Annotated in this window: 9 protein-coding genes; 5 read left to right on the forward strand and 4 right to left on the reverse strand. The window is 65.0% G+C overall.

Annotated elements, in window-relative coordinates:
- Nucleotides 1–35: 35 nt before the first annotated feature.
- The 3 genes from gcvH to C7389_RS00115 all read left to right on the forward strand — a co-directional run bounded on the left by gcvH (nt 36) and on the right by C7389_RS00115 (nt 5,166).
- On the forward strand, nt 36–419 hold the full coding sequence (gene gcvH, locus C7389_RS00105) for a glycine cleavage system protein GcvH (RefSeq protein ID WP_133587150.1): 384 nt from the start codon (nt 36–38) through the stop codon (nt 417–419).
- A gap of 84 nt (nt 420–503) precedes the next feature.
- Nucleotides 504–3,407, forward strand: coding sequence for an aminomethyl-transferring glycine dehydrogenase (gene gcvP / locus C7389_RS00110; protein ID WP_133587152.1), 2,904 nt, complete (start codon nt 504–506; stop codon nt 3,405–3,407).
- A 139-nt stretch (nt 3,408–3,546) separates the two neighbouring features.
- Nucleotides 3,547–5,166 carry a glycoside hydrolase family 17 protein gene (locus tag C7389_RS00115; RefSeq protein ID WP_133587154.1) on the forward strand — a complete coding sequence of 540 codons (1,620 nt, stop codon included), beginning with the start codon at nt 3,547–3,549 and terminating at the stop codon, nt 5,164–5,166.
- Here the strand turns inward: C7389_RS00115 and C7389_RS00120 are convergent.
- Together C7389_RS00120 and C7389_RS00125 are read right to left on the reverse strand one after the other, a co-directional pair.
- Nucleotides 5,062–5,505 carry a hypothetical protein gene (locus C7389_RS00120; RefSeq protein WP_246034579.1) on the reverse strand — a complete coding sequence of 148 codons (444 nt, stop codon included), beginning with the start codon at nt 5,503–5,505 and terminating at the stop codon, nt 5,062–5,064. The genes C7389_RS00115 and C7389_RS00120 overlap by 105 nt on opposite strands.
- Nucleotides 5,484–5,702: a hypothetical protein gene (locus tag C7389_RS00125; RefSeq protein ID WP_133587156.1), complete on the reverse strand. Its 219-nt coding sequence runs from the start codon at nt 5,700–5,702 to the stop codon at nt 5,484–5,486. Before C7389_RS00125 ends, C7389_RS00120 begins: the two co-directional genes overlap by 22 nt.
- A 67-nt stretch (nt 5,703–5,769) precedes the next feature.
- Here C7389_RS00125 and C7389_RS00130 point away from each other — a divergent pair, with 67 nt between their 5' ends.
- On the forward strand, nt 5,770–8,400 hold the full coding sequence (locus C7389_RS00130) for a glycosyltransferase (RefSeq protein ID WP_133587158.1): 2,631 nt from the start codon (nt 5,770–5,772) through the stop codon (nt 8,398–8,400).
- A 72-nt stretch (nt 8,401–8,472) separates the two neighbouring features.
- Here the strand turns inward: C7389_RS00130 and C7389_RS00135 are convergent, their stop codons facing one another.
- Nucleotides 8,473–9,399, reverse strand: a complete 927-nt coding sequence (locus C7389_RS00135) for a LysR family transcriptional regulator (RefSeq protein WP_133587160.1) — start codon at nt 9,397–9,399, stop codon at nt 8,473–8,475.
- A 106-nt stretch (nt 9,400–9,505) separates the two neighbouring features.
- Between C7389_RS00135 and C7389_RS00140 the strand changes: the two genes are divergently transcribed.
- The gene (locus tag C7389_RS00140; protein ID WP_133587162.1) at nt 9,506–10,282 is read left to right on the forward strand and encodes a ferredoxin--NADP reductase; all 777 of its coding nucleotides are present in this window, start codon (nt 9,506–9,508) and stop codon (nt 10,280–10,282) included.
- A gap of 118 nt (nt 10,283–10,400) precedes the next feature.
- On the opposite strand, the gene C7389_RS00145 is transcribed toward C7389_RS00140, so the two are convergent.
- Entirely contained in the window at nt 10,401–12,323 is a 1,923-nt protein-coding gene (locus tag C7389_RS00145) for a CHASE domain-containing protein (RefSeq protein WP_133587164.1), read from the reverse strand.
- Nucleotides 12,324–12,333: the final 10 nt, after the last annotated feature.

Genomic DNA, 12,333 nt, shown 5'->3' on the forward strand with positions numbered 1-12,333 from the left:
TCCCTAATCAATCCCTTGTCCCTATTGGAGTTCCCATGAGCAACCTGCCCGCCAACCTGAAGTATGCCGCCAGCCACGAATGGGTCCGCAGCGAAGCGGACGGCACCCTCACCATCGGCATCACCGACCACGCCCAGGAAGCGCTCGGCGACGTCGTCTTCCTGGAATTGCCGGAAGTCGGTCGCAAGGTGGCCGCAGGCGAAAGCTGCGCGGTCATCGAGTCGGTGAAGGCGGCATCCGACATCTACGCCCCGGTGGGCGGCGAGATCATCGCCAACAACGGCGCTGCGGTCGATGCGCCCGAAAGTGTGAACGCCGACGCCTACGCCACCTGGCTGTTCAAGATCCGCCCGGACGACCCCGCCCAGCTCGACACCCTGCTGGACGCCGCCGGCTACAGCGCCTCCATCGCAGAGTAAGTCTCCCCCACGCGCCGGGCCGGCCGTGGCAGCGCGGCGGACCGGACGCCGCCGCGCAGTCAAACGTATACCGGATACGTCGCCATGGCCCACCCGCTCGCCACCCCGTTCGACAGCCCCCTCGCCAGCCTGGGGCAGGAAGACGTTTTCGCCCGCCGCCACATCGGCCCCAACGCCACCGAGATCGCCCGCATGTGCGCCGCGCTTGGCGTGAACGACCTGGATGACCTGATTGGCCAGACGGTTCCCGCCGGCATCCGGCTGAAGGGCGCGCCGGATCTACCGGCCGCGCTCACCGAACATCAGGCGCTAGAGCGCCTGCGCGAAATCGCCTCGCGCAACCAGTCGAAGAAATCCCTGATCGGCCTGGGCTACTACGGCACGCTGACGCCGCCCGTCATTCAGCGCAATGTCTTCGAGAACCCCGGCTGGTATACCGCCTACACGCCCTACCAGGCGGAGCTCGCCCAGGGACGGCTCGAGGCCCTGCTGAACTTCCAGCAGATGGTGAGCGATCTCACTGGGCTAGACCTGGCGAACGCCTCGCTGCTGGACGAGGCCACCGCCGCTGCCGAGGCGATGGCGATGGCACGCCGCCTCTCAAAAAGCAACGCCAACGCCTTCTTCGTCGACGAGAACTGCTTCCCGCAGACCCTGGACGTGCTGCGCACCCGCGCCCAGGGCTTCGGCTTCGAGCTGATCGTCGGGCCGGCAAGCCAGGCCGTCCGTCATACGGTCTTCGGCGCCCTGTTCCAGTATCCGGGCGCCGATGGCGGCATCCCCGATCTGGCGCCCATCCTCGCCGCGCTGAGGGAAAACGGCGCCATCAGCGCGGTAGCCAGCGACCTGATGGCGCTGATGCTGCTGCAGCCGCCGGGCGCGCTCGGTGCCGACATCGCCCTCGGATCGGCGCAGCGCTTCGGCGTACCCATGGGCTACGGCGGGCCGCACGCCGCCTTCTTCGCCACCCGCCAGGCCTACGTCCGTGCCATGCCCGGGCGCATCATCGGCGTCTCCCGCGACAGCCGCGGCAAGCAGGCGCTGCGGATGACGCTGCAGACCCGGGAGCAGCACATCCGCCGGGAGAAGGCCAACTCCAATATCTGCACCTCGCAGGTGCTACTGGCCAACATGGCCGGCTTCTATGCCATCTACCACGGTCCGGCGGGGCTGAAGGCGATCGCCGCCCGCATCCACCGCCTCGCCGGGCTACTCGCCCGCGGCCTCCAGCAAGCGGGCTACACGCTGGCCTCGACGCGCTTCTTCGACACTCTTGTGGTGCGCAGCGGCAAGCGCAGCGATGCGCTGCTCGCCGCCTGCGAACAGGCCGGTTACAACCTGCGCCGGGTCTCGGACGAAGCCCTCGCCATCGCGGTCGATGAAACCGTCACCCTGACCGACATCGCCGCGCTGCTGAAGATCTTCGGCGCTGCGGATGATCTCGCCGCGGTGGACGCACAGCGCGACGAAAACGCCTTCCTCCCCGCCGCCCTGCTGCGCACCGACGCCCCGCTCTCCCATCCGGTGTTCAACAGCCATCACGCCGAACACCAGATGCTGCGTTATCTCAAGCGCCTGCAGAACCGCGATCTGGCGCTGGACCACTCGATGATCCCGCTGGGCTCCTGCACCATGAAGCTGAACGCCGCCAGCGAGATGATGCCGGTGAGCTGGCCGGCCTTCGCCTCGCTACACCCCTTCGCGCCAACCGAGCAGGCAGCCGGCTACCGCGAGCTGATCGACGGCCTGGCCGCAGCCCTGCGCGCACTCACCGGTTTCGACGCCATCAGCATGCAGCCCAACTCCGGCGCGCAGGGCGAGTACGCCGGCCTGGTCGCCATCCGCCGCTACCAAGCCAGCCGCGGCGAAGGCCGGCGCGACGTCTGCCTGATCCCGCGCTCCGCCCACGGCACCAATCCCGCCACCGCGCAGATGTGCGGCATGCAGGTGGTGGTGGTCGATTGCGACTCCCAGGGCAACGTGGAACTGGCCGATCTGCGCGCCAAGCTCACAGAGCACGCCGAGCGGCTCTCGGCGCTGATGATCACCTACCCCTCCACCCACGGCGTGTTCGAGGAATCCATCCGCGAGATTTGCGAACTGGTGCATGGCCACGGTGGCCAGGTTTACATGGATGGTGCCAATCTGAACGCCCAGGTGGGCCTCAGTGCCCCGGCGGCCATAGGCGCCGACGTCTCTCACATGAACCTGCACAAGACCTTCTGCATTCCCCACGGCGGCGGCGGACCGGGGATGGGACCCATCGGGGTCAAGACCCACCTCGCGCCTTTCCTGCCCGACCATGTGCTGGCCGCCACCGGCGAAGCCACGCGCGCCAATCGCGGGCAGGGGGCCGTCTCGGCAGCGCCCTTCGGCTCCGCCAGTATCCTGCCGATCTCCTGGATGTACATCGCCATGATGGGCGCCGACGGGCTGCGCCAGGCGAGCGCGGTCGCCATCCTCAACGCCAATTACATCGCCCACCGGCTGGCGCCCCACTATCCGGTGCTCTATACCGGCAGGCACGGCCGGGTCGCTCATGAGTGCATCCTGGACATCCGTCCGCTGAAGGCGGCTTCCGGCATCAGCGAGGTAGACATCGCCAAACGGCTGATGGACTACGGCTTCCATGCGCCGACCATGTCCTTCCCGGTTCCCGGCACCATCATGGTCGAGCCGACCGAATCGGAGAGCCTGGAGGAACTGGACCGTTTCATCCAGGCCATGATCTCCATCCGCAAGGAGATCCGCGAGATCGAGAACGGCAACTGGCCAGCGGAGGACAACCCGCTGCGCAACGCCCCCCATACACAGGCAGACCTCGCCGACGACGGCTGGCACCACCCCTACAGCCGCCGCGTGGCCGCCTTTCCCCTGCCCTGGATCGCCGACAACAAGTTCTGGCCCAGCGTGAACCGGATCGACGACGTCTACGGCGACCGCAACCTGCAGTGCAGCTGCCCGCCGCCGGCCGCCTACGAGGACTGAGGCCGACCCCAGCCACCGAAAGCCGCATCGCTGCGCACTCCGGTTAGAATGCGCCGTCCTGCAATCAAGCCACGCCTAGGGCGTGGCTTTTTCATGCGCAGGAACGACGCACCTCCCCAAGAGCCTACGCACAACACCCATGACCCAAGCACGTCCGTCCAACCGCAAGCTCTGGTACGCGCTCCTTTCCATCCATCTGCTCATCCTCGCCGGACTGCTCGCCTGGATGTTCCTGCAAACCCGCCCGATCGCCATGCACGATCTGCATCTGGCCGAAGGGGAAAAACTCAAGTGCGTGTCCTACGCGCCTTACCACCGGCCCGGGCAGACGCCCTTCGACCTCAAGCTGGTCATCCCCAGGGAACAGATCGCCGCCGACCTCGCCGCGCTGGCCAGGGTCACCGACTGCGTGCGGCTGTATGCGATCAACCAGGGGCTGGACGCGGTGCCGGAGATCGCGCGGGAAGTCGGCCTCAAGGTGCTGCTTGGCACCTGGATCGGCTTCGAGAAGGAGAAGAACGCGATCGAGCTGGATAAAGCGATCGAACTGGCCAATGCCAATACTGACGTCGTCCGCGCGCTGATCGTGGGCAATGAGGTGCTGCTGCGGCGGGAGCGCACCGAGGATGAGATGCGCGTGCTGATCGCCTACGCCAAGGCGCGCTCCCAAGTGCCGGTCACCTATGCGGACGTCTGGGAGTTCTGGGTTCGACACGACAGCCTGGCGAAGGAGGTGGACTTCATCACGGTACATATCCTGCCATTCTGGGAGGACGAGCCGGTCGATATCGAACATGCCCTGGCCCATGTCGCCGACATTCGCCAGGAAGTGGGCAAGCACTTCGCCGGCAAGTCCATCCTCATCGGCGAAACGGGCTGGCCCAGCGCCGGGCGGCAGCGCGAGGAATCGCTACCCTCGGCGGTGAACCAGGCCCGCTACATCCGCGAATTCGTCCACCAGGCCCATGACCGGGGCTGGGACTACAACCTCATTGAAGCCATCGACCAACCGTGGAAACGAGCACTGGAAGGCACCGTGGGCGGCTACTGGGGCATGCTGGATGCGACTCACCTGCAGCCGAAATTCCCGCTCGCGGGGCCCGTGCAAGAGCGTAGCAGCGTTGTGCTGCCGCTGGGGGGGACGCTCGCCGGCGCGGTCCTCTGCCTGCTGCTGGCCCTGCGGCGGCGGGACGAGACGGGCGCAGTCAGGCTGGCGGCACTGACGGTCATCGGCGCGGTCGCCGGGCTGGTCGCCGTGCTGCATGCGGAGCATGCTCTGCTCGCCTACCGCAATCCGCTCGAATGGACCTTGCTCGGTGGCATCGCCGCGCTGGGCAGCCTGAGCGTCCTGCTATTTACCCAGTGGCCTGGGCGTGCTTTGCCCTCCGCCGCCCAGGCTTGGCGTATTCAGCGAGAAACCCCGGGGGCGATGGACAACACGGCCCGGCTGGGGCTGCTGCGCGGCGTGCTCCTGTTCGCAGCCGCCATTGCAGCGGTACTGCTGTTTGCCGATCCACGCTACCGCGACTTCCCCAGCCTGCTCTATCTTGTGCCCGCCTTGCTGTTGGGGGCACTCAGCCTGCGCCATGCGCAGGCTGCGCGGGCGGAACGGATATGCGCCGCGCTCATTGCCGCGTGCGTGGTGTTCCGTTGGTCAACCGAGCCGGCCAACCTGCAGGCGATCTGCTGGCTGGTCACCGGCCTCGTCTTCGCGCTGCCGGTCCTGTTCGGCACCGCGGGCGAGGACCAGAAGGGATAACAGGGCACCGACGGCCGCGTAGTCATAGCTGTAGAGCACCAGCCCTGCCATGCCGATCAACCAGCCCGCCCAGGCCGCACGCCGGCATGAGAAGACAAAAGCCAGCACGCCCAAGGCCAGACTCGCCCAGCCCATGCGCTGCTGCAGGAAGGACTGCACCAGCGCCCACTTGAAGCCGCAGGCACTCCAAATGCTCTCGCCGTATGTGGCCCCACACTCATGCGGCAGCACCCCGTTTTCCAGCAGGCCGTACCGCGTTCCCAGTGCTGCCGCCAGCACCACCAGCCCGACCATCAGCACCGGAGCCGGTACATATTTCAACAAACAATTACGGAGCACGTATCTTTTCCCTTACAAATCAGTTGCTCTTGGCGGGCCACATGTCCTGTTGCAAATCGCGTTGCAACATTTTCCATAACAGCTTGAAATAATGAATAAAATGCGCCGCACTTGGCCCATGCGGCAAGCGTGAATTCTGTCACACCGGAAACGGCGAGTGAATTTCCGCGCGCGGGTGCGAAATCTGTCGCCAGCATGCTGCAATCGATGAACCATACTTGCAATCTCGGGCCACCGGCCCATTGATCGGACTAGAAGCGCCACATGAAAAACGCCGCCTCGCTTACCTATCGCCTGGCCATTGCGTTCGCCCTCGCTACCCTGGTTGCCTTTGCCCAATACTGGATCTGGGAGCATTTCAACCGGGGCTCCGAATTCATCGGCACCAACCAGAGCATCAAGGGTTATGCCTACAACGGTTTCCAGCGCGACCAGAGCCCGCTGCGCGGAACCTACCCCACCGCCGAACAGCTGGGTACCGACCTGGACCTGCTGGGCAAATCCTCCTACGGCCTGCGAACCTACGGCATGCTTGACACGCCGGAACTGCTGGATCTCGCCGGAGACCGCGACCTGTTGGTCACCGCCGGCGCCTGGCTGGACCGGGACAAGGAGAAGAACGAGCGCGAGATCGCCGCGCTGATCGAAGCGGCGAAGAAGATGCGCCACGTTGAGCGCGTCATGGTCGGCAACGAGTCGGTGCTGCGCGGCGACGTCAGCATTCCCGAGTTGATCCAGTACCTGGACCGCGTACGCAAGGTGCTGCGCAAGCCGGTTTCCTCCGCCGAACCCTGGCACGTCTGGCTGCGTAATCCAGAGCTGGTCAAGCACGTCGACTACATCACCGTGCATCTGTTGCCCTACCACGAGGGCGTGCCGGTGGAAGCGGCGGTGGAATATGCATTCCAGCGATACGACGAACTGGTGAAGGCCTTCCCGAAGAAGAAGATCGTCATCGGTGAAATCGGCTGGCCCAGTCGCGGCCCGGTGATCGGCGCTGCGATTCCGTCTCTGGACAACGAAGCCCGCTTCATCCGCGAATTCCTGGCCGACCCGCGTACCCCGCGCCTGGACTACTTCATCATGGAAGCCATCGACCAGCCGTGGAAGGTGGATGTGGAAGGCTGGGCCGGCGCTTACTGGGGCATGTTCAATGCCGACCGCGAGCCCAAATTCGCGCTCGAAGGTCTGGTGGAGCGCGATCCGCACTGGTCGAAGAAGGCGAGCAATGCCGGCGTGCTGGCCTTCCTCCCGATGTTCCTGGTCATCTTCTTCCTCAACGACTGGAGCGTGTTCGGCCGGGTGTTCCTCGCCGCGCTGATCCAGGCCTGCGTCTCCACCCTGATCGTCGGTCTCAACGTTCCGGTCGACTACTATCTGACGCAGCGCGACCTCGTCGGGCTGGCCTTGCTCCTGGGCGCGACCGGCATGACCGCAGCGGTGCTGCTATCCCACGGCTTCGAGTTCGGCGAGATGCTGTTCAAGCAGAAATGGCAGCGCCGGTTCATGCCGCTGCCCCCGCATGCGTCCGATCAGCAGCCTTTCGTCTCCATCCACCTGGCCTGCTACAACGAACCGCCGGAGATGGTGATCGCCACGATCGATAGCCTGGCCAAGCTGGACTACAACAACTTCGAAGTCCTGATCCTGGACAACAACACCACCGACGAAGCGCTGTGGCGCCCACTGGAGAAGCGCTGCGCCGAGCTCGGCCCCCGCTTCCGCTTCTTCCACTTGGAGAACTGGCCGGGCTTCAAGGCCGGCGCGCTGAACTACGGCCTGAAGATGACGGATCCGCGTGCCGAGGTCGTCGGCGTCGTGGATGCAGACTACGTGGTCGATCCGGAGTGGCTGGCTGCGCTGATCCCGCATTTCGACAAGGCCGACGTCGCCGTCGTCCAGGCGCCGCAGGCCCACCGCGACTGGGAGAACCAGCCCTTCCGCCGCATGTGCAACTGGGAATTCGACGGTTTCTTCCGCATCGGCATGCACCACCGCAACGAGCGCAACGCCCTGATCCAGCACGGCACCATGACGCTGGTCCGCCGTCTGGCGCTGGAAGAAGTGGGCGGCTGGTCCGAATGGTGCATCTGCGAAGACACCGAACTGGGCCTGCGCCTGATCGAGAAGGGCTACGACACCCGCTACGTGGACCACATCATGGGCCGCGGGCTGACACCGTCCGACTTCGCCGCGATCAAGAGCCAGCGCTTCCGCTGGGCCTTCGGCGCGATGCAGATCCTGAAGGCTCATCTGCCGCAAATGCTGGGCCGGAGCAACCTCAACCTGGCCCAGCGCTATCACTTCCTCACCGGCTGGTTCGCCTGGTTCGGCGACGCGCTGCAACTGGTGTTCGCCTTTGGCAGCCTGGCGTGGACGCTGGGCATCCTGGCCTTCCCCAAGTCCTTCGGTCTCCCGGTAACCGCGCTGGCCATGCCCATCCTCGGTTTCATGGCCTTCAAGGCGGCACTGGGCCCCATCCTTTACCGCCGCACCATGGACTGCCCGTGGAAGGACATCCTCGGCGCCTCTGTGCTGTCGGTCGGCCTGGCACATGCCATCGCCCGCGGCGTGTTTACCGGCCTGGTGAAGAAGAAGGGCGTGTTCGTGCGCACCCCCAAGGGTTGGCGCGCCCAAGGCGCCCTCGCCTTCTTCGGCCCAATCCGGGAGGAGATCGGGATGCTGGTCGCCCTGCTGCTGGGCGCCTTCGCCCTGGTCTCCCTGCGCGGCGCCAACGATCTGGAAACTCAGTTGTGGGTGGGTATCCTCTGCCTGCAATGCATCCCGTATGTGGCGGCCATCGCCTGCCAGATCGCCGCCTACATGCCAGAGAAACCGATGCCCCCGCAGACCGTCGGCGCGCTTGTAGGCAAGCTCGAAACCGGCAAGAGCTGAGCTCGCCCTAGCAGCACAAGAAGGCCACGTCTGTCACGACGTGGCCTTTTTCATCGGGCGGGCGACAGGGCGTCAAGGCACGAAGGGGAGCCGGATCTCATGGCTGCGCTGCGCGCCCTCGGTCATCGACCTGCACTCCTCCAGGAAGGTGCGTATCGCCGCAGTGTGGTACTTGCCCTTGTGCCAGGCGAATTGGAAACAGCGCTGTAGGTCCAGTTCAGGCGTTTCCAGCGGTACCAGGCTGCCGCGACGGAAAGCGTCGCGCAGGGCGAGGCGGGAGATGCAGCCTATGCCCAACCCACTTTCCACCGCTCGCTTCACCGCCTCGGTGTGCTCCAGTTCCAGGCGCACGGTAATGCCATGCCTGGCCAGGCGCAGCGCCTGTTCCAGGGTTTCGCGTGTGCCGGAACCCCTCTCGCGGAGAATCCAGTGCTCCTCGGCCAGTTCGGCCAGGCTGGCGGTTTGCTGATTGGCGAGAGGGTGTGACGGAGCGCAGAAGACGACCAGTTCGTCCTCCACCCAGGGCGCAACCTCCACCTCGGGATCGCTGACGGCCCCTTCCACGAGGCCGATGTCGATCTCGTAGCGCGCAACCAACCCTACGATGGTCGCCGTGTTATGCACCTGCAACTGAACCCGGCTCTCCGGATGGCGCTGCAGGAAGTTGGCCGCAATCAAAGGAACAAGGTAGTTGCCAACCGTCAGGGTCGCGCCCACTTTCAGACTACCCAGGCCCCGTTGACCGCTAAGCAGGGCTTCGATCTCCTGCGCGCGGTCCAGCAGTTCCACCGCCCGGGGAAGCAACAGCCTGCCCTGCTCATTCAGCTTCAGGCGGCGGCCGTGGCGGTCGAAGAGTTGCTGGTCGAACTGGTTTTCCAGTTCCGCCAAGGCATTGCTGGTCGCAGACTGGGAGAGATTGAGGGCTTCCGCCGCACGGGAAACGTTCTCGTTACGGGCAACGGCCACGAAGGCCTCGAGTTGGCGCAGGGTGTATCGCATATTCACCGAACTTATTAGCTTTATAGAAATTATCCAACTAATCGCTAAGGGTTCGCATTTAGAATTCTTACCAACCGAATTCCGTCCGCTACTTCATAGGTCCATCATGAGCAACCTGCTCCAGGAACGTGTTCTCAGCGTCCATCATTGGAACGACTCCCTCTTCAGCTTCCGTACCACCCGCGATCCGGGCCTGCGCTTCGAGAACGGGCAGTTCGTGATGATCGGCCTGGAAGTCGACGGCCGCCCGCTTACCCGTGCCTACAGCATCGCCAGCCCCAACTACGAGGAGCATCTGGAGTTCTTCAGCATCAAGGTGCCCAATGGCCCGCTGACCTCCCGCCTCCAGCACCTGCGTGAAGGCGACGCCATCGTCGTCAGCAAGAAGCCCACTGGCACGCTGGTGCTGCACGATCTGAACCCGGGCAAAAACCTCTACCTGCTCTCCACCGGCACCGGCCTCGCCCCTTTCATGAGCGTGATCCAGGATCCGGAAACCTACGAGCGCTTCGAGAAGGTCGTGCTGATCCACGGCGTGCGCTACGTCTCCGAGTTGGCCTACGCCGACTTCATCACCAAGACCCTGCCGGAGAACGAGTTCTTTGGGGAGGAGGTGAAGGAAAAGCTGATCTACTACCCCACGGTAACCCGAGAACCCTTCCGCAACACCGGCCGCCTGACCGAACTGCTGGACTCCGGCAAACTGACCGATGAAATCGGCCTGCCCCGCCTGAACCCGGAAACCGACCGCGCCATGATCTGCGGCAGCCCGGCAATGCTGAAGGACTGCTGCGATCTACTGGACAGCCGAGGCTTCAAGGTTTCCAAGCGGATCGGCGAGCCGGGCGACTACGTGATCGAACGCGCCTTCGTGGAGAAGTAAGGCACGAAGCGCTCTTCAAGCGCATTGCACGAAGGCCACGCCGGCATCACCGCGTGGCCTTCGGCGTTCACGCCTCTGCCACTTCCGCTATAAACGCTTTCTTCCCCCTGCCGCAGCGCTAGACCTTCTCTCCGGCGGCATCACAAACGGCCACCCGATTACGCCCCGCCGACTTGGCCCGGTACATTGCCTCGTCTGCATGCCGCAGCAGGGCGTCTGCATCGCGTCCGTGCTGCGGGTAGAAGACGACGCCGATGCTGGAAGAGATGTTTAGGTTGCAGCCCTCCACCTCGAAGGGGCGGGCAAGTTCCGCGCGTATCTTTTCCGCCACCCGCTCCGCATCCTGGGTGGACTTCGTTTCCGGCAGCAGCACCACGAACTCATCACCGCCTTGCCTTGCCGGCGTATCGCTAGCCCGCAGGCAACTCTTCATGCGCTTCACCGCCTCCACGAGCAAGGCATCGCCCACCAGGTGGCCGTGGCTGTCATTCACCTCCTTGAAGTGGTCGAGATCGACGAAGAGCAGCGCGAAGCTGTGCTGATAGCGAGCGGCGCGAGCGATGGCCGCCCCCAGCAACTCCTCGAAGCGTGCCCGGTTGGGGATGTCGGTCAGCCCGTCATGGGTAGCCAGATAATTGATCCGCCGCTCCGCCGCTTTGCGCTCGGTGATATCCACCACCATCAGGGTCGCGCCGCTCAATCTTCCATCCGCGTCCACCAAGGGTGCGTCCGAAACCAGCACGGTAAGCTTGCTCCCATCCTCCCTCTGAAGTTCCATCTCCAGGCTGCGGCCATTGCCCTGACGCAGCCGCTCCGCCCTCTCGCCTGCTAGCTCATCGCCCAAGTCCGGGCAGTAGGTGCAAAAGGACGTCCCGAGCAGTTCGTTGGCCGACTGGCGCAGCATTTCGGCCAGCCGGGGATTGACATACGTGAGCCGCCAGCGCTGGTCGACCGTGGCGATGCCCTCGTGGGAAAGATTGACGATGGCGCGGTACTGTGCCTCCCGCTGGCGCAGCGAACCGGAGACGATCGCCAGCGCCCGCGCCCTCGCCCGGGTAACCGCGAGCGACCAGGTCACCGCCAGCAGCAGGCTGCCGATCAATACGATGACGCCCAGTTCGACCAGCGGACGCTCACCCACAGAAAAATCCGGCCGGGTGGAGAATTCGAGCAGCCATTCCCGTCCCCCGAGCACGAGGCGGCGCTCGTAGCGCAGAGCATTTGCCGGGCCTTCCCCGCTCTCCGGTTCGCTATCGAACAGCAGGGCTGGCTGGGAGCCCGGAGAAAGGTCCAGCACCTTCAGGCGCATGTCGCTGGTGAAGCGGCCTAAGGCGCCCTCCATCAGGTCATCCATGCGGAATGGGCTGTAGACCCAGCCCTGCAATTCCCGCCAGCGCGTTGCCACGTCGCTGGCGCTGAAGCCACTGCGGAACACCGCCAGGTAAAGCAGGACACCTCGCTGCTGGGCAACACCGTCCTCCTGGACGAGAACCACCGGCCCGCTCAGCGCGCCCTCGCTCACTTCCACCGCCCGCGTCATTGCCTCGCGCCGGGTGGGCTCCGAAAACATGTCGAAACCCAGCGCCCGCCTGTTGCGTGTGTCCAGCGGTTCGAGCGCGACAATGGCGGAATAGTGCTCCCGCTCGCCAGCGGGCCACACCTTGTAACCCGCCAGCCCGGCGGCCTGCATCCGGGCCTCGAGTTCCAACCGCGCCGCCGGCGTCAGCCAACGACTGAAACCCACGCCCTGAATGCCACGGTAATCCTCGCTCAGGGTCAATCCGGCGACATACTCTGCCCATTCGCGGCCCTCCACCGTATCGGATGCCATGTACAGGGCACGCGCGCCGCGCAGGACCTGGCGGTATCCGCGGAAGCGTTCCTCAACCTTGAGCGCTATTCCGTTGGCCTCGGCTTGCAACCGCTGCTGCAGCGCCGCCTGCTTGCGCTCCTCCAACGCCCCCCAGGCCAGCCAGGCGGCGAGCAGCACGAACAACAGCATTGCCAAAGTCGCCCCCAGCGCGCCTGCCGGCTTGGCCACTACCACGCCA

The organism is Azoarcus indigens, assembly GCF_004361735.1.
Classification (GTDB): Bacteria; Pseudomonadota; Gammaproteobacteria; order Burkholderiales; family Rhodocyclaceae; genus Azoarcus; species Azoarcus indigens.

What these genes read in the sequence shown, in the direction of transcription:
- gcvH (WP_133587150.1), top strand. Translation starts at nt 36, where the DNA reads ATGAGCAACCTGCCCGCCAACCTGAAGTATGCCGCCAGCCACGAATGG.
- gcvP (WP_133587152.1), top strand. Translation starts at nt 504, where the DNA reads ATGGCCCACCCGCTCGCCACCCCGTTCGACAGCCCCCTCGCCAGCCTG.
- C7389_RS00115 (WP_133587154.1), top strand. Translation starts at nt 3,547, where the DNA reads ATGACCCAAGCACGTCCGTCCAACCGCAAGCTCTGGTACGCGCTCCTT.
- C7389_RS00125 (WP_133587156.1), bottom strand. Translation starts at nt 5,702, where the DNA reads ATGCTGGCGACAGATTTCGCACCCGCGCGCGGAAATTCACTCGCCGTT.
- C7389_RS00130 (WP_133587158.1), top strand. Translation starts at nt 5,770, where the DNA reads ATGAAAAACGCCGCCTCGCTTACCTATCGCCTGGCCATTGCGTTCGCC.
- C7389_RS00135 (WP_133587160.1), bottom strand. Translation starts at nt 9,399, where the DNA reads ATGCGATACACCCTGCGCCAACTCGAGGCCTTCGTGGCCGTTGCCCGT.
- C7389_RS00140 (WP_133587162.1), top strand. Translation starts at nt 9,506, where the DNA reads ATGAGCAACCTGCTCCAGGAACGTGTTCTCAGCGTCCATCATTGGAAC.